At 70.6% G+C, this 17,748-nt stretch carries 13 protein-coding genes; 9 read left to right on the top strand and 4 right to left on the bottom strand.

Translation table 11 applies throughout. The features are described from left to right. The first annotated feature begins 233 nt into the window (after positions 1 to 233). Complete coding sequence (secD, locus tag IE239_RS28115) at positions 234 to 2,534, top strand: protein translocase subunit SecD (RefSeq protein WP_190152205.1); 2,301 nt, start codon at positions 234 to 236, stop codon at positions 2,532 to 2,534. A 192-nt stretch (positions 2,535 to 2,726) separates the two neighbouring features. Here the strand turns inward: secD and IE239_RS28110 are convergent, their stop codons facing one another. After that, the gene (locus IE239_RS28110) at positions 2,727 to 3,668 is read right to left on the bottom strand and encodes an NADP-dependent oxidoreductase (protein ID WP_190152204.1); all 942 of its coding nucleotides are present in this window, start codon (positions 3,666 to 3,668) and stop codon (positions 2,727 to 2,729) included. 109 nt (positions 3,669 to 3,777) lie between these two features. Beyond that, complete coding sequence (locus IE239_RS28105) at positions 3,778 to 4,599, bottom strand: helix-turn-helix transcriptional regulator (protein ID WP_190152203.1); 822 nt, start codon at positions 4,597 to 4,599, stop codon at positions 3,778 to 3,780. Positions 4,600 to 5,105: 506 nt separating this feature from the next. On the opposite strand from IE239_RS28105, the gene IE239_RS28100 reads away from it, so the two are divergent. After that, the gene (locus IE239_RS28100; RefSeq protein ID WP_229878354.1) at positions 5,106 to 6,200 is read left to right on the top strand and encodes a serine hydrolase domain-containing protein; all 1,095 of its coding nucleotides are present in this window, start codon (positions 5,106 to 5,108) and stop codon (positions 6,198 to 6,200) included. Between the two features lie 197 nt (positions 6,201 to 6,397). On the opposite strand, the gene IE239_RS28095 is transcribed toward IE239_RS28100, so the two are convergent. Next, positions 6,398 to 6,898 carry a cupin domain-containing protein gene (locus tag IE239_RS28095; RefSeq protein WP_190152202.1) on the bottom strand — a complete coding sequence of 167 codons (501 nt, stop codon included), beginning with the start codon at positions 6,896 to 6,898 and terminating at the stop codon, positions 6,398 to 6,400. A 485-nt stretch (positions 6,899 to 7,383) separates the two neighbouring features. On the opposite strand from IE239_RS28095, the gene leuE reads away from it, so the two are divergent. From leuE to IE239_RS28065, 6 genes are all read left to right on the top strand, one after another. Continuing rightward, entirely contained in the window at positions 7,384 to 8,040 is a 657-nt protein-coding gene (leuE, locus tag IE239_RS28090; RefSeq protein ID WP_190152201.1) for a leucine efflux protein LeuE, read from the top strand. 271 nt (positions 8,041 to 8,311) lie between these two features. Then, complete coding sequence (locus IE239_RS28085) at positions 8,312 to 9,397, top strand: S-(hydroxymethyl)mycothiol dehydrogenase (RefSeq protein ID WP_190152200.1); 1,086 nt, start codon at positions 8,312 to 8,314, stop codon at positions 9,395 to 9,397. Between the two features lie 210 nt (positions 9,398 to 9,607). Continuing rightward, on the top strand, positions 9,608 to 11,923 hold the full coding sequence (locus tag IE239_RS28080; RefSeq protein WP_190152199.1) for an FdhF/YdeP family oxidoreductase: 2,316 nt from the start codon (positions 9,608 to 9,610) through the stop codon (positions 11,921 to 11,923). A gap of 419 nt (positions 11,924 to 12,342) precedes the next feature. Continuing rightward, on the top strand, positions 12,343 to 12,705 hold the full coding sequence (locus tag IE239_RS28075) for a bifunctional 3-phenylpropionate/cinnamic acid dioxygenase ferredoxin subunit (protein ID WP_190152198.1): 363 nt from the start codon (positions 12,343 to 12,345) through the stop codon (positions 12,703 to 12,705). Further along, positions 12,702 to 13,865 (top strand): NAD(P)/FAD-dependent oxidoreductase, encoded by a 1,164-nt coding sequence (locus IE239_RS28070; RefSeq protein ID WP_190152197.1) that lies wholly within the window; start codon positions 12,702 to 12,704, stop codon positions 13,863 to 13,865. Before IE239_RS28075 ends, IE239_RS28070 begins: the two co-directional genes overlap by 4 nt. A 130-nt stretch (positions 13,866 to 13,995) precedes the next feature. Beyond that, entirely contained in the window at positions 13,996 to 15,126 is a 1,131-nt protein-coding gene (locus tag IE239_RS28065; protein ID WP_190152196.1) for an aromatic ring-hydroxylating oxygenase subunit alpha, read from the top strand. A gap of 1 nt (position 15,127) precedes the next feature. On the opposite strand, the gene IE239_RS28060 is transcribed toward IE239_RS28065, so the two are convergent. Further along, positions 15,128 to 15,925: an IclR family transcriptional regulator gene (locus IE239_RS28060; RefSeq protein ID WP_190152195.1), complete on the bottom strand. Its 798-nt coding sequence runs from the start codon at positions 15,923 to 15,925 to the stop codon at positions 15,128 to 15,130. A 150-nt stretch (positions 15,926 to 16,075) separates the two neighbouring features. On the opposite strand from IE239_RS28060, the gene betA reads away from it, so the two are divergent. Beyond that, positions 16,076 to 17,746: a choline dehydrogenase gene (gene betA / locus IE239_RS28055; protein WP_190152194.1), complete on the top strand. Its 1,671-nt coding sequence runs from the start codon at positions 16,076 to 16,078 to the stop codon at positions 17,744 to 17,746. Positions 17,747 to 17,748: the final 2 nt, after the last annotated feature.

Genomic DNA, 17,748 nt, shown 5'->3' with positions numbered 1-17,748 from the left:
CCGCCGGGTTCCGCCCCGGGCGCGTCACTCGCGCCGGCAGCCACCACCCTGCGGCTCGCGCTGTTCCCGCCCTCGGCGAGAGGCTTCCCCACATCGGAGCAACCGGCACATCTCCACGGGGTCCGGGCGCCACCCGCGCCCTCCGGCATCTGAACCCTCACCTCTTCATCCCTTCCCGACCGCGGTCGCTGTCCTGGCCGCGGTGTGCCCGCCGGAGGCCCGCTGTGCCCGCTGTGAACCGATCTCCGCACATCAGAGGGCTGATCGCCCTCGCCGTCGTCGCCCTGTCCCTGTACGTCGCGCTCACCGTGCCCGTCCACCTCGGACTGGACCTGCGAGGCGGTACCCAGATCACGCTGGAAACCCGCCCCGCCGGCGCCGCTGACGCCGACAGCGACGCCACGGACCGCACCGTGGAGGTGCTGCGCGGCCGCATCGACGCGCTCGGCGTCGCCGAACCCGCCATCGCCCGCTCCGGCGCGGACCGGATCGTCGTCGAACTGCCCGGACTGCAGGATCCCCGCAAGGCGGCCGACGTGCTCGGCCGCACCGCCCAGCTCACCTTCCACCAGGTGCTCGGCACGGCCGCCGAAGCCGACCAAGTGCCCGGGCCATCGCCCGAACGGTCCGGCGAGCGGGTGCTGGCCGACGAGTCCGGTCAACGCCTGCGTCTTCAGGCGGCTTCACTGACCGGCAAGGACGTCGAGAAGGCAGGCGCCCGCTTCGACCAGCAGACCGGCGCCGGATGGCACGTCACCGTCGACTTCAAGGGACCAGGCAAGCAGGGGTGGGCCCGCCTGACCGGCGAGGCCGCCTGCCGTGCGGCAGGAGATCCGGGCCGCCGGGTCGCCATCGTCCTGGACGACAAGATCATCTCTTCGCCGCGGGTCGATCCGTCCGTCGCCTGCCGGTCCGGCATCAGCGGCGGTTCCACCCAGATCACCGGCGCCTTCGACGACGCCGAGGCCAGGGAGCTGGCACTGCTCATCAACGGGGGCGCCCTTCCGGTACCGGTCGAGACCGTCGAGCAGCGCACCGTCGGACCCACCCTGGGCGCGCAGGCCATCACGGCCGGCGCCTGGGCCGCCGTCATCGGAACGGCTTCGACGTCGTTGTTCATCATCGTCGTCTACCGGATCATGGGAGTCCTGGCGACCGTCGCCCTGGCCTGCTACGGCCTCATCTCCTACGCGGCCCTCGCCGCGCTCGGCGCCACCCTCACGCTGCCCGGCCTCGCCGGTTTCGTCCTGGCCATCGGAATGGCGGTCGACGCCAACGTGCTGGTCTTCGAACGCGCCCGCGAGGAGTACGCCTCCCGTCCCCGCGCCACCCCACGGTCGTCCCTGGCCGCCGGATTCCGCAGGGCCTTCAGCGCGATCGCCGACTCCAACATCACCACCCTCATCGCCGCCGGTCTCCTGTTCTTCCTCGCCTCCGGCCCCGTGCGCGGGTTCGGCGTCACACTGGCCATCGGTGTCCTCGCCTCCATGGTCAGCGCCCTCGTCATCACCCGCGCCCTGACCGACTACGCGGTCGCCCGCCCTTTCCTGCGTCGCCGCCTCCGCTTCACCGGCATCGCCCACACCGGTGCCGTCCGCGACCGCCTCAGCCGCAGCAGGCCGAACCTTCTGCGGCACCCGCGCCGATGGCTGGCAGCCTCCGCCGCCGCCCTCGTCCTTGCCGCCGCCGGGATCGCCGTGCGAGGCCTCGACTTCGGGGTCGAATTCACCGGTGGCCGCCTCATCGAATACAGCACGGCCGCCCCCGTGGACGCCGACCGGGCCCGCGCCGCGCTCGCCGACGCCGGATTCCCCAGGGCCGTCGTGCAGACCTCCGGCGAGAACGGGTTCACCGTCCGCACCCACCACCTCAGCGAAGCCCAGGCGGCGACGCTCACCGACACCGTCACCGACCTGGCACGCGATGCCGACAAGGTCCGCGACGAGGCCATCGGGCCCAGCCTCGGCGAGGAGCTCCGCCGCGGCGCCCTCATCGCCCTGGTCGTCGCCCTCGGCGCGCAGCTGCTGTACCTGGCGGCACGCTTCCGCTGGCTGCTGGGAACGTCCGCGGTCGTCGCGCTCGCCCATGACGTCGTGATCCTCGTCGGCGTCTTCGCCTGGCTCGGCAAGCCCGTCGACGGCGTCTTCCTGGCCGCGCTGCTGACCGTCATCGGCTACTCCGTCAACGACTCCGTCGTCCTCTTCGACCGGATCAGGGAACTGGGCCGGAGCGACCGCGAGGAACCCTTCGCCCGCATCGCCGGCCAGGCACTGCTGCAGACCCTGCCCCGCACCGTCAGCACCGGCATGGGCGCCGCCCTCATCCTCACGGCACTGGCCGTCCTCGGCGGCGACACCCTGACCGACTTCGCACTCGCCCTCCTCATCGGCCTCGTGGTGGGCACCTACTCCTCGATGTTCACCGCCACACCGCTGGCCGTCGAACTGCACAAGCACGGCCGGGCCGGAGACGTCCCCGCGATCAGGGCAGCGCACGCGAACGACACCGCGGAGGGCCGGTCCTGTCACCCGTGACGCTCTCTCCGGTTGCTGGGTCCGAGCCGGTGTGATGCCCAGGAGTCCTGGAGCGCCGGGCGAGGGTCCGGGCGGCCGGCATGGATGCGTCGGAACTGCGCTCCGCCCGTTCCGGCAGAGCGCAGCCCCTCCGCGACGGCTCGACCGCTCGTGGGGAGAAGCGACGCGATCGTCGCGCCGGAAACGGTCGACTCAGGTGAGGGAGACGGCGGGGGGAAGGACGAGGACCTTGCCGGAGAGTGCGCCTTCTGCGGCCTCCGCATGCAGCGCCGGCAGCTCGGCCAGCGGCACCCGTCGAGCGATATCGACGTGCAGCGCTCCGGAGTCGACCAGCGTCACCAGCCTCGCCAGCTGCGCGGCGTCGCTGTTGACGAAGAGGTTGACGCCGTGCACGTCGCGTTCCTCGTCGGAAGGCGCGGGCATCCACACCGTCGTGTTCACCACGATGCCGCCGTCGCGGGCCACGGAGGTCAGCGCGGCCAATTGCATCGGTTCGACCGGCGCGAGGTTGAGCACGACGTCGACCAGCGCGGACAGTTCGGGGACCCCGTGGCCGAACACCTCGTCGGCACCCGCCGTCCTGACACGTTCACTGCTGCGCGGCCCGGCTGTGGCGATCACATGCGCGCCCGCGTGCTTGGCCAGCTGCACGGCGTAGCCGCCGACCGCGCCGCCCGCACCGTTGATCAGGATCCGCTGACCGGCAGTCAGCTTGGCGTGGTCGAAGAGGGCCTGCCAGGCGGTGAGCCCGACCAGCGGCAGCCCGCCCGCATCGGCAAGAGGGATGCTCGCGGGCGCCGTCGTCAGGAGGCCGGCCGGTGCGAGCACGTACTCCGCCGCCGCGCCGGCGCCGGTCATCGGCAGGAAGCCGACGACCTGGTCACCCGCCCTGACCCGGTCCGCGCCCTCGCCGAGCGCGTCGACCGTGCCCGCGACGTCGATGCCGGGGGTGTGCGGCAGGGTCACCGGGATGGGGCCCTGCATGAAGCCCGCGCGGATGTTGCCGTCGACCGGGTTGAACGACGTCGCGGCCACCCGGATCCGGACCTCCCCGGCAGCGGGGACCGGCTGTTCCACGTCCTCGTAGCGCAAGACGTCCGGAGCGCCGTACTCATGGAAACGCACTGCTTTCATGGCACATGCCACCTTTCAAGGTGAATCGATGATTCGAATTTGAAGCATTGTGAGGCCCGGGCACGCCTCGGATTCGAGACATGCCTTCAGGTGTGTGAGGGTTGACCCGCTAAGCGGCGGTCAGAAGCCGAAGCTTGCCGTGGCTCGGGGAACCGGGCACGGCGGTGAACACCAGCAGCGTCTGACACTGCTCCGGATCCAGCAGCATCTCGGCGTACAGCTCCAGCTCCCCCAACTCGGGGTGCAGGTAGCGCTTGAGGTCGTGATGATGGGTCACACCCACCTCGTGCAACCGCCAGATGTTCGCGAACTCGGAACTGACCTCCAACAGCGCCGCGACGATCTCCCCGGCCCTCCCGGTGGGATCCGCCGTGTACGCCTCCCTGATCTCCGCGGCGAAGACCCTGCCCCGAACCGGATGGTCCTCGACGGGGTACAGGCCACGGACCCGCGGATCACCGGTGAACCAGCGGTAGACCAGGTAACGGGACATGCCCGAGTACCGGGTGTAGTCACCGAGCAGGGCGACCGCCGGACGCGTCTGCAGCAACGCCTCGCCCAGCCGTGACAGCACGATCGCGGGCACGTCCGAGAGGCCGGCGACGATCCGCATCATCGTGGGACCGACGTAGTCGTCCCGCAGGATCCGCCGCGGCGCCGGTACCCCGCCCAGGACGAACAGATGGTCACGCTCGCTCTGGTTGAGGCGCAGCGCCCGAGCGAGCGCGACGAGCATCCGCTCCGACGGCGCCGGGCCTCGCTGCTGCTCGATTCGGCTGTAGTAGTCGGCAGACATCCCGGCCAGCGCCGCCACCTCCTCGCGCCGCAGCCCGCCGGTACGGCGCCGCTGCCCGCGGGGAAGCCCGACATCCTCCGGCTGCAACGCCTCCCGACGCGCTCGGAGGAAATCCGCCAGCAAGGCCCGGTCCATCGTCCTGTCTCCTCTGTTCGACAGGACAATCTTGACGCGAACGGGAAACCGGATGAAGGGCAGTTCCAACCGCGGACAAGTTGTCCCTGGCTGAGGGTCGAGTAACCGACAGTCAACTTTTTCCCGTCCTCGGCTATCCTGCGAAGGACTCCCCGCGGGCTGTGCAAGGCTCGCCGGAGCCGGCTTCGTCCGCGGGCCAGGCGACAACTCGTCTGACGGAGGCCCGTGTTCTCCTCCCGTACCCCGATCGTGCCCGATGGCCTTCCCGGATCCTGAAGGAGCATGAATTGCGTGTGAACGTGCGCGTCGGCCGGCGTCCGCAACTGACGGGGTTTCGCGCGGTGGCAACAGTCGCGGTGTCCGCCGCCCTCGTCGTGCCCCTCGCTGCTGCCCCGACGAGTGCGAACACGATCCATGAGAGTGCGGCGGTCCGCGAGAGTGTGGCGGTCCGCGACAGTGCGGCCGCCGGCCCGCGGACGCTCGCGGCGTCCCGACAGCAGCGCACTGTGGAGACACGCGCTCATCTGCGGCAGCTGGCGCGGAAGTTGGTGGCAGAAGGCGTGCCCGGGGTGATCGTGCGGGTGGACGACGGTCACGGCAGGCCCATCGAGATCTCCGAGCAGGCCGCCTGGACGAAGAAGGACCACCGGCTCCGGGCGGACGACGAGGTGCGGGAGGCGTCCAACACCAAGACGGTGATGGCCACCCTCGTCCTGCAACTGGTCGCCGAGCACAGACTCGCCCTCACCGACCCGGTCGACAAGTGGCTGCCCGGCAAGGTGCGCAACGGCGGAGCGATCACCCTGCGCATGCTGCTCAACCACACCAGTGGGCTGTTCGACTACACCGAGGACCCCGCCCTCGCACCGGCCCTCACCGGCCGCGACTCCCATGTGTGGACGTCGGCGGAGATCCTGAGCCTGGTGAGCGGACACCCGGCGCTGTTCGAACCCGGCGCCGAGTGGTCGTACAGCAACACCAACTACATCGCGATCGGCGCCGTCCTGGAGAAGGCCACCGGCAAGAACCTTGCGTCGCTGGTCCGGGACCGGATCACCGGACCCCTGGGCCTCCGGCACACGTTCTACGCCACCGGCTCCGCCTGGCACGACCGGCACGCGCACGGCTACGAACCTGACGCCGCCCACATGCCACCGGACGTCCCCGACGAGTTCAGGAACTACGCCGGACCGCAGCACGACGACCACGTGGACGTCACCGGCGACTACGGCACGGCCGCCGGCGCGGATGCCGCGATCGTGTCCACCGCCGGTGACTGGTCCCGTTTCTACGGCGCGCTGATGTCGGGCCGCCTGCTTCCCGCCGCCCAACTGGCCGAGATGCGCACCACCGTGCCGGAGGGCGGGCCGGGGGACCCGGACGAGCTCGGTTACGGGTTGGGCATCGAGACGGCGAAGACCGACTGCGGCACGGTCTGGGACCATGTCGGCGTCGTCCCGGGCTACGCGACCTACAACGTCACCGACGCCACCGGCCGTCGCACGGCAGCCTTCTTCTTCGCCACGTCCACTCTCGGCAGGCAGGCGCACCAGACCGGCGCGGCCCTGATGGACGCGGTCCACTGCGCCATGTTCGACTGACCCGCGCGCCTTCGTGGAAGCCGCCCCCGGCTCGCGACGTGAAGCGCCCGTCAAGGCGGTCTCAACTGGACTGATCGGGAACAGAGTCGGCACTCGACGCGGACTGCGCCTCCAGGACCGGAACCTCCGTGTCCGGGTGTCCGGTTCGGCGGGGGACTCATCCCCGTCGCCGGTGCCTGGCTTGCCGGCCCCGTGAGTCACAGGAACTCGCTTCGGTAGGCCGAGGCCAACTCGGCCGCGCGGCGACGGCGCTCGGCGAGCTCGTCCTGCGTCAGTCGGGGCGGCGGCGCGTCCTTGCCCTCGACGACATCGCCGATACGGGTGAAGTACTCGTCCTGGCCGGCAGGCGTGCACATGCACAGCATGCGCGCCGGCGCACCCGATGCGTTGCGGAAGTGGTGCGGCGCGTTGGCGGGGATGTTGATCGTGGACCCGGCCCGTACGCTGTGCTTCTCGCCCCGGAAGGTGAACTCGATCTCGCCCTCGAGGATCGTGAACATCTCCTCGAAGTCGTGCCGGTGCGGCGGCGGCCCGCCGCCGTCGGGGACGCGCATGTCGATCAGGCAGTACCGGCCGTTCGTCTGCCGGCCGGTGACCAGCATGGCGTAGGTGTTGCCCACCAGGGAGATGTACGTCGTGCTGGGGTCGTCGGGGTTCGCCACGGTCAGCGCGCGGGACGGGTCGTCGTCGGGGATCATCGGGTTCGTCTCCTTCAAAGGTCGGTCAGGTGAGGATCAGAGGGAGCCGTCGACCGTCGCGTCGACCTGCCGGGCGGACAGCCCGCGCGGCTCGGGCATCCGCCGCGGCCCCTCTGTCCGACAGGAAGATCCTGGCGCGAACCGGCGACCGGATGAAGGGCGACTTCATCCGCGGACACGTCGTCCCTGGCTCGGACCTGAAGGGTGCGGCCATCCAGGCGGGGCCCACTGCCCGAGGCGGCGGGCCTGTCGCTGGAACCCCCATCCGACGCCGCAGACGGTCCCGCGGCCCGGCCGACGGGTCGGGAACAGGAGGCTCGGCGGAGAAGACCGGATACGCGACGGTGAAGGCGTGGTGGGCGTGGTGGGCGTGGTGGGCGGGGTGCTGCCGGGGGTCCGGCCGTGCGCCGGCAGTGAAGCGCCGCCCCGCATGCTCGCGGGCCCGGCTCGCGGGACCGGCGTGTCCTCGTGCGACACTCGCTGCCATGTTCGGCGTCATCGATCTGCCCACCTATCTCGCAGGCCTCGTCCTGATCGTTCTGCTGCCCGGGCCGAACTCGCTGTACGTGCTGTCCGTCGCGGCCCGCCGGGGCGTCCGTACCGGTTATGCGGCCGCCGCGGGCGTGTGGTGCGGGGACGCCGTGCTGATGACGCTGTCGGCCGCCGGAGTGGCGTCGCTCCTGCAGGCGAACGCCCTGCTCTTCGGGATCGTGAAGTACGCCGGCGCCGGGTATCTGACCTGGCTGGCCGTCGGGATGCTCAGAGCCGCGCGGACGATGTGGCGGGCCCGGCGGGAGCCGGCCGCGCGGGATGCGCAGGCCGAGGCGCCCGCGGCGGTCGGGGAGAGGCCGTTCAGGCGCGCGCTCGTGATCAGTCTGTTCAACCCGAAGGCGATCCTGTTCTTCGTCGCGTTCTTCGTGCAGTTCGTGGACCCCGGGTATGCCTACCCGGCCCTCTCCTTCGTCGTGCTCGGCGCGTTCGCCCAGCTGGCGAGCTTCCTCTATCTGACCGCGCTGATCTTCAGCGGCACGCGACTGGCGGCAGCCTTCCACCGCCGGCGGCGCCTCTCCGCGGGCGCCACGACCGCCGCCGGCGTGCTCTTCCTCGGCTTCGCCGTCAAGCTCACCCTCGCGAGCGCCTGAGCCCACGGCTGCGGCGTACTCGTCCGACGGACGCCGCCCTTGATCCAGCCGCTCTGTATGCCTGCATCGCAGCAGGAGGCAGCCTGACCGCGGCCCTTCAGGCCGCGGCGGACGACGGGCGCGAGGACGACACGTGCGAGGAGCCGCGCATCGTGCTGCCCACGGATCCTTGACCCAGGGTCGGCGCTCCACCATGCTGTGTTGCGGTACATGCGATGAGTATCGCGATGTGAAACTCGAAGTCAGCTCTCGAACCAGCCGAGGAGTGGCCATGGCTCACCAGGTCCGCGGTGTCGTCGCGCGGGGCAAAGGCGCCCCCGTCAGCCTGGAAACGATCGTCGTGCCGGACCCGGGCCCGGGTGAGGCGCTGGTGAAGGTCGAGGCCTGCGGGGTCTGTCACACCGACCTGCACTACCGGGAGGGCGGCATCAACGACGACTTCCCCTTCCTGCTCGGCCACGAGGCGGCTGGTGTGGTGGAGTCCGTGGGCGAAGGGGTCACGGATGTCGCCCCGGGTGATTTCGTCATCCTCAACTGGCGTGCGGTGTGCGGTACGTGCCGAGCCTGTCGGCGCGGGCGCCCCTGGTACTGCTTCAGCACCCACAACGCCGTCCAGAAGATGACCCTGCTCGACGGCGCCGAGCTGTCTCCGGCGCTGGGCATCGGCGCGTTCGCGGAGAAGACGCTGGTCGCCGCCGGTCAGTGCACCAAGGTGGACCGGGCCGCGTCGGCGGCGGTCGCCGGCCTGCTGGGCTGCGGGGTGATGGCCGGCATCGGCGCCGCGATCAACACCGGGAACGTCGGCCGGGGCGACTCGGTCGCCGTCATCGGCTGCGGCGGGGTCGGGGCCGCCGCTGTCGCCGGATCCGAACTCGCGGGCGCGGCGAAGATCATCGCGGTGGACATCGACGACCTCAAGCTGGAGACCGCCCGGAAGCTGGGCGCGACCCACTCGGTCAACTCCCGTGAGACGGACCCGGTCGAGGCGATCCGTGAGCTGACGGGCGGCTTCGGCGCCGACGTCGTCATCGAGGCGGTGGGCCGCCCGGAGACGTACAGGCAGGCCTTCTACGCCCGCGACCTGGCCGGGACGGTCGTCCTGGTCGGCGTCCCCACCCCGGAGATGAAGCTCGAACTGCCCCTGCTCGACGTGTTCGGGCGCGGCGGCTCGCTGAAGTCCTCCTGGTACGGCGACTGCCTCCCCTCCCGCGACTTCCCCATGCTCATCGACCTCTACCTCCAGGACCGCCTGAACCTGGACGCCTTCGTGACGGAGACCATCCGGCTCGACGAGGTGGAGAAGGCCTTCGCGCGCATGCACCAGGGCGACGTCCTGCGTTCCGTCGTGGTCCTGTGACGGCTCACGTCCGACGGTTCACGTCCGGCGGCTGATGTCCGGCGGTTGATGTGCGACGGGGGTACGGGGACACGTGGGACCACGCCCCGGCACCCCGGCTTTGTCGTGCGGTACGCGACCTTCCGGAGTCCGTGAGGCGGCCCGCCGAGAGGCCGGGGCGCCGTTCGACGGAACGGCTCTGATTCCCCTACACCCGGAGTGGCGCTTCAGATGACTCGCAACGCACCTGCCGAGGACCCCGGAGACGCCCGGCTGCGGGTCGGTCCTCCGAAGGAGTACGCCGCCGGCCTCCCCGCGGTCACCTCGTCGCTCCGCCACGTCGGAGAGCAGATGGGGGCCCGCCGGGGCCTGCTCACCCTCCTCCGCGTCAACCAGAAGGAGGGCTTCGACTGCCCGGGCTGCGCCTGGCCCGAGCCGGAGCACCGGCACCGGGCGGAGTTCTGCGAGAACGGCGCCAAGGCGGTGGCCGAGGAGGCCACCGTGCGCCGGGTCACCCCGGACTTCTTCGCCCGGCACACCCTGGAGGACCTGCTCCCCGCCGGCGACTACTGGCTCGGCCAGCAGGGCCGTCTGACCCACCCCGTGTACCGCTCGGCCGGCGACGACCGCTACCGGCCGATCTCCTGGGACGAGGCGTTCGGCGTGATCGCCCGTGAACTCGCCGCGCTCGACCACCCCGACCAGGCGGCCTTCTACACCTCCGGCCGGGCCGGCAACGAGGCCGCGTTCGTCTACCAGCTCTTCGTCCGCATGCTCGGCACCAACAATCTGCCGGACTGCTCCAACATGTGCCACGAGTCCAGCGGTTCGGCACTGACGGAGACCATAGGGATCGGCAAGGGCAGCGTCACCCTGGACGATCTCCACGACGCCGACCTCGTCCTCGTGGTCGGTCAGAACCCCGGCACCAACCACCCCCGGATGCTCTCCTCGCTGGAGACCGCCAAGCGCCGAGGCGCCCGCATCATCGCGGTCAACCCTCTTCCCGAGGCCGGGCTGCTGCGGTTCAAGAACCCCCAGCGGCCGTCCGGCGTCCTCGGCGGCGGCACCCGCCTGGCCGACCGGTTCCTGCAGATCAGGCTGGGCGGGGACCAGGCGCTGTTCCAGGCCTTCAACCGCATGCTGCTGGAGGCGGAGGACGAGGCCCCGGGCACCTGTCTGGACACGCCCTTCATCGACCGGTACACCCACGGCTTCAAGGAGTTCGCCGAGCACGCCCGCAAGGCTTCGTGGGACGAGATCCTGACGGCCACCGGCCTGCCGGAGGAGGAGATCCGGGGCGCGTTCCGCGAGGTGCTCGCCGCTGAGAAGATCGTCGTCTGCTGGGCGATGGGCCTGACCCAGCACCGTCATTCGGTCCCCACCATCCGCGACGTCGTCAACTTTCTCCTGCTGCGTGGCAACATCGGCCGCCCGGGCGCCGGCCTCTGCCCGGTGCGCGGCCACTCCAACGTGCAGGGCGACCGCACGATGGGCATCCACGAGAAGCCGGACGACGCGTTCCTGGACGCGCTCGGCGCCGAGTTCGCTTTTCTGCCCCCCAGGCGCCACGGTCACGACGCCGTAGAGAGTATCCGCGCCATGCGCGACGGCGACGTACGGGTCTTCGTCGCCCTCGGCGGCAACTTCGTCGCCGCCGCCCCCGACACCGACCTCACCGAGCGGGCGCTGCGCAACTGCCGCCTCACCGTCCAGATCTCCACCAAGCTCAACCGCTCGCACGTCATCGCCGGGGAACAGGCGCTCATCCTCCCGTGTCTCGGCCGGACCGAGGCCGACCTGCGGCCGGCCGGGCCCCAGCTGGTCACCGTCGAGGACTCCATGGGCATGGTGCACCTCTCCCGAGGCCGACTGACCCCCGCCTCCGAGCACCTGATGAGCGAGGTCGCGATCATCTGCCGGATCGCGCGGGCCGCGCTCGGGGAAGCGGGCTCCCATGTGCCCTGGGAGGAGTTCGAGAGGGACTACGACAGCATTCGCGACCGCATCGCCCGGGTGATCCCCGGCTTCCAGGACTTCAACCGGCGGGTACGACGGCCGGGCGGGTTCGCGCTGCCCCACCCGCCCCGTGACGAACGCCGGTTCACCACCGCCACGGGGCTGGCCAACTTCACCGCCAACCCGCTGGAACGACCCCATGTGCCGCCCGGGCGGCTGCTGCTCCAGACGCTCCGCTCGCACGACCAGTACAACACCACCGTCTACGGCCTGGACGACCGCTACCGCGGCATCCACCAGGGCCGCCGGGTCCTCTTCGTGCACCCCGACGACCTCGCCGACCGGGGCCTGGCCGACGGGGACCTCGTCGACATCGTCAGCGAGTACGACGACGGCGTGGAGCGCCGGGCGCCGGCCTTCCGCGTGGTGCCCTACCCGACGCCCCGCGACTGCTGCGCCGCCTACTTCCCCGAGACCAACGTCCTGGTTCCCCTGGACTCCACGGCGGCGGTCAGCAACACCCCCACCTCGAAGTCGATCGTCGTCCGCCTGGAACCGGTCCCCGCTGCCTCGCCCGAGGGGATCTGAGGCCCGACGGGAGAACGGGGCGCCTCCTCGCCCCGCAGTCCGCCGCCCCGTCCCGCATCCTGTCCGCTCCGCCGCCCTGTCCGCTCCGCCGCCCGGTCCGGAGCGGGCCGGGACCTGCCCGGAGGCGAGCCGCGTGGGGCGGCGCGCGGTGACGCGCTCGGTCGCCCTGCCGGCAGTGGCGGCCGGGCTTCCGGCCGGGCCTTTCGCGGCCCTCTCCGGGCTCGCGTGCCTGTCCGCGCCGCGCGGTTGCCTCGAGGCGACCCGACACGCTTTCGTTGTTCTATGTGAGGTGAGTTTTGCATGTCGCAACGACTTGAGTCACTCAGAGGGGCCTCTGAATGCCTTGACAAGGGTTCTGGGCGACTCCAGACTGATGTTGCGCTTACCGCAAACCGTTTCGTTATACGCACCGAGGTGTCATGATGATTCCCGCGTGCCGTCTCGCGGATCTCCCGCGAGGCGAGGCCTTCCGGCTCGACGTCGACCCGCCGGTCTCGGTGTTCCACACCGACGACGGCGAGCTCTTCGCCATCGACGACACCTGCACCCACCAGGACGCCTCGCTCGCCGACGGCTGGCTGGAGGGCTGCGAGGTGGAATGCCCCCTGCATGCCTCCAAGTTCGACCTGCGCACCGGTGCGGTCGACTCGCCGCCGGCGAAGCTGCCGGTCCGCACGCACGAGGTCGCCGTCGAGAACGACATGATCTACGTCCGGCTCTCCACCGAGGCGCCGAACCTGCCGCCCTGCGTCTCCGCCCGGCTCGCCGGGGGTCCCGCGTGAGGACCGTCGCCGTGGTCGGCGCCTCCCTCGCCGGACTGTCGGCGGCGCGCTCGCTGCGCAAGCAGGGCTTCGACGGGCGCCTGGTCGTCATCGGGGACGAGCTGCACCGCCCTTACGACAGGCCCCCGCTGTCCAAGGAGTTCCTGGCGGGCGCCCTCGGCGAGGCCGAACTCGCCCTGGAGGCGGAGGGCGAGGACCTGGCGGCACAGTGGCTGCTCGGCGCCCGCGCCACCGGCCTCGACCACGTCGCGCGCGCCGTCCGTCTCGCCGACGGACGCGAGGTGCGCGCCGACGGCTTCGTCATCGCGACCGGCGCCGTGGCGCGCACCCTGCCCGGCTCCGCGGGCCTCGCCGGAGTGCACACCCTGCGCACCCTGGACGACGCCCGCGCCCTGCGGGACGAACTGGCCCGCGGCGGACGCCTGGTGGTGATAGGCGGCGGTTTCATCGGCGCCGAGGTCGCCTCCACCGCGTACGCCCTCGGTCTGGACGTGACCGTGGTGGAAGCGGCCCCGACCCCGCTCGCCGGGCCGCTCGGCGCGGCCATGGGCGCCGTGGTCTCCGGCCTCCACGCGGACCACGGTGTGCGGCTGTTGTGCGGCGTCGGGGTCAAAGGGCTGAGCGGGGAGAGCAGGGTCGACGCCGTTCTGCTGGAGGACGGCCGCTCGCTCCCCGCCGACCTCGTGGTCGTCGGCGTCGGCGCCCACCCGTGCGTCGGCTGGCTGGAGGGTTCCGGCATCGCCCTCGACAACGGCGTGAAGTGCGGCGCGGACGGCCGTACCAGCCTCGCCGGGGTGGTCGCGGTCGGCGACTGCGCCAACTGGTACGACCCCCGGGCCGGCCACCACCGCCGCGTGGAGCACTGGACCGGCGCGCGCGAGCGCCCGGAGGCGGCCGTCGCCACCCTGCTGGCGGGGGGTGCGGTCGAGCCCGGCGTACCCAGGCCGCCGTATTTCTGGTCGGACCAGTACGGCGTTCGCATCCAGTTCGCCGGCCACGCGGCCGAGGCCGACAGCGTCACCGTCGAGGCGGGCACGGCGGACGACCGCGACGTCCTCGCCGTCTACCGGCGCGACGGCCGTCCGGTCGCCGTGCTCGGGATGAACCAGCCGCGGCTGTTCATGCGGGCCCGCAAGCAACTGGCCGCCGCCGTGTCTTGACGGCGCCCCGGCGTCACCCCATGCTGCGGTAGCCCACAGCGCGCAGCGTTGCTCCATGCACAACGCCGCCCGGAGCCGTTCCTCCCGGCGTACGAATGACCCCTTCGCGACGTTCACCGAGGAGTGACACGTGACCTCGAGCAGCCTGCCCGACAGCCTGATCGCCACTCTTCCCGGCTCCTCCTACACCGATCCGGCGGTCTTCGCCCAGGAGCAGGAGCGCATCTTCGAGGCCATGTGGTTCTGTGTGGCCCGTGGTTCCGATCTGGCGAAGCCGGGTGCTTTCCGCACGTTTCAGGTCGGGCGGGAGAGTGTCCTTGTGACCCGGGCCCGGGACGGTTCGGTGCGTGCGTTCTTCAACGTCTGCCGGCACCGTGGGGCCAGGCTCTGCACGGAGGAGTCCGGTGAGGTCAAGCGGGCTTTCCAGTGTCCGTACCATGCCTGGACGTACGGTCTGGACGGCAGGCTGGTCGCTGCGCCGAACCTGACGTCGATGCCGGACGTCGACCGGACCGCGTACGGTCTGGCCGGCGTTCATGTGCGGGAGTGGCTCGGTTATGTGTGGGTGTGTCTGGCCGACGAGCCGCCGTCGTTCGAGGAGGAGGTGCAGGGCGCGGTCGTGGAGCGCCTGGGTGACGTCGAGTCGATCGAGCGGTACGGCGTCGGCGGTCTGTCGGTCGGGCGGCGGATCACGTACGACGTGAGGGCGAACTGGAAGCTCATCGTCGAGAACTTCATGGAGTGTTATCACTGTGCGACGATCCATCCTGAGCTGACCGAGGTGCTGCCGGAGTTCGCGGACGGGTATGCCGCTCAGTACTACGTGGGTCACGGGGCGGAGTTCGGTGAGGAGGTGCGGGGGTTCACGGTCGACGGTTCGGAGGGTCTGGACCGGATTCCGGGGGTGGCGGAGGAGCAGGACCGCCGTTATTACGCGATCACGGTGAAGCCGCAGGTGTTCGTCAACCTGGTGCCCGATCATGTGATCTTCCACCGGATGTATCCGATGGCGGCCGACCGTACGGTCGTCGAGTGTGACTGGCTGTATCTGCCGCACGTCGTGGAGAGCGGCAAGGACGTCAGCCGGTCCGTGGAGCTGTTCGACCGGGTCAACCGTCAGGACTTCGAGGCCTGTGAGCGCACCCAGCCCGGCATGAGCTCCCGGCTGTACACCGGGGGCGGCGTGCTGGTGCCCAGCGAGCACCACATCGGCGCCTTCCATGACTGGGTGAACGAGCGCCTCGGCACTCCTCAGGGGTGATTCAGCCGAGGAAACCCATGCGGTGACTGATCTCGGCCGCGCCCTCGACCAGCACCGGGGACAGTTCGTGCAGCCGCTCCTCGGTGAACCGGTAGGAGGGCCCGGAGGCGCTGAGGGCGGCGACGACCTCGCCGTCCCGGTTGCGCACCGGCGCGGCCATGGCGTGCAGGCCGATCTCGAACTCCTCCAGCGTGAAGGCGTAACCCCGCTCCCGGGCGGTGACGAGGCCCTTCTCCAGCTTCGTCCTCGCCGTGACGGTGTGCGGGGTGACCTTCTTCATGCCCGCGGCGGACAGCAGCTCGGCGCGCTCCTTCTCCGCGAGGTGGGCCAGCAGGATCTTGCCGCTCGACGTGGCGTGCAGTGGAGTCAACTGGCCCACCCAGTTGTGCGCGGTGACGGCCCCCGGCCCGCGCACCTGGTACAGGTTGATCGCGTACCGCTCCTGCATGACGGCGATGTTGACGGTCTCGCCGATCTCCTCGGCCAGCCGCTCGCACACGGGACGACCCTGCTGCGTGATGTCGATGCGGCCCGTGACCGCGCCGGCCAGGCGCACGATGCCGAACCCGAGCCGGTACTTGCCGCGCTCGCCGGCCTGCTCGACGAGGCCGCGCGCCTCCAGGGCGCCGAGCAGCCGGAAGGCCGTCGACTTGTGCACCTCGATCTCGGCAGCCACCTCGCTGACCCCGGCTTCGCCGCGCTGCGCGAGGATCTCGAGGACGCTGATGGCGCGGTCCACCGACTGCACCCCGCCCGTGGGTGAACCCGACGCTTCGGCGCCCACACTGTAGTTGCTCATAGTGCAACTATATGCGCAGTATACAACGCGGCTGTAATCGACCGGTCCGAAACGAAGTTCCATAAGTTGCGCCGTTCGCAACCTGGTGCGTATGGCGCTGCCAGGTCTAGCATGCCACGCATATCTACGGCGCGAGTGAGACGAGGCACCATGGCTCCTGTGCAGTACGACTTCGTCATCGTCGGTGGTGGTTCCGCGGGCAGTGCACTGGCAAACAGGCTGTCCGCCGACCCGGCGAACCGGGTTCTGGTCCTGGAGGCGGGCCGGTCGGACTTCCCGTGGGACGTCTTCATCCACATGCCCGCGGCGCTGACCTATCCGATCGGCAGCCGCTTCTACGACTGGAAGTACGAATCCGAGCCGGAGCCCCACATGGGCGGCCGGCGCGTCTATCACGCGCGCGGCAAGGTGCTGGGCGGGTCCAGCAGCATCAACGGCATGATCTTCCAGCGCGGCAACCCCATGGACTACGAGCGCTGGGCCGCCGACCCCGGGATGGAGACCTGGGACTACGCGCACTGTCTGCCGTACTTCCGGCGCATGGAGAACTGTCTCGCGGCCGAACCCGACGACGAATTCCGCGGCCACGACGGCCCCCTCGTCCTGGAACGCGGCCCGGCGACGAACCCGCTCTTCGGGGCCTTCCTCAAGGCCACCGAGGAGGCCGGCTACGCGCCCACCGACGACGTCAACGGCTTCAGGCAGGAAGGCTTCGCCAAGTTCGACCGCAACGTCCACCGCGGTCGCCGGCTCTCGGCCTCGAAGGCGTACCTGAAGCCCGTCCGCAGCCGGCCCAACCTCACCGTCACCACCCGCGCCCTCGTCACCCGTGTCCTCTTCGAGGGCAAGAGGGCCGTCGGCGTCGAATACCGGCGCGGCAAGGGCGCCCCCAAGCAGGTCCGGGCCACGGAGGTCATCCTCTGCGGCGGCGCGATCAACTCACCCCAGCTGCTCCAGCTCTCCGGCGTCGGCAACGCCGAAGAACTCAGGTCCCTCGGCATCGACGTCGTCCACGACCTCCCGGGCGTCGGCGAGAACATGCAGGACCACCTGGAGGTCTACATCCAGTACGCCTGCACGCAGCCCGTCTCCATGCAGCCCTACCTGGCGAAGTGGCGGGCGCCCTTCATCGGGCTGCAGTGGCTGTTCCGCAAGGGCCCGGCCGCCACCAACCACTTCGAGGCCGGCGGGTTCGCCCGCAGCAACGAGGACGTCGACTACCCCAACCTGATGTTCCACTTCCTGCCGATCGCGGTCCGCTACGACGGCTCCGTGCCCGCAGGCGGCCACGGCTATCAGGTGCATGTCGGACCCATGTACTCCGACGCCATCGGCTCGGTGAAGATCAAGAGCCGGGACCCGAGGGAGCACCCCGCCCTGCGCTTCAACTACCTCTCCACCGAGCAGGACCGCCGGGAGTGGGTCGAGGCGATCCGGGTGGCGCGCAAGCTCCTCAACCAGCCCGCGCTCGCCCCCTACAACGGCGGGGAGATCTCGCCCGGACCGTCCGTCGAGTCGGACGAGGAGATCCTGGCCTGGGTCGCCAAGGACGGTGAGACGGCCCTGCATCCGTCCTGCACCTGCAAGATGGGCACCGATGAGATGTCCGTCGTGGACCCCACCAGCATGCGTGTGCACGGCGTGGACGGGCTGCGGGTGGTCGACGCCTCCGTCATGCCGTACGTGACCAACGGCAACATCTACGCACCGGTGATGATGATCGCGGAGAAGGCCGCCGACCTGATCCTGGGCAAGCAGCCCCTGGCCGCCTCGAAGGCCGCGTACTACCGCCATCGTGACATCCAGAAGCAGGCGGAGTAGAC

The sequence above is a fragment of the Streptomyces humidus genome, assembly GCF_014649655.1.
GTDB lineage: Bacteria > Actinomycetota > Actinomycetes > Streptomycetales > Streptomycetaceae > Streptomyces > Streptomyces humidus.
The sequence above is the reverse complement of the archived record's forward strand: the minus strand, read 5'-3'. Positions and strand labels throughout refer to the sequence as shown.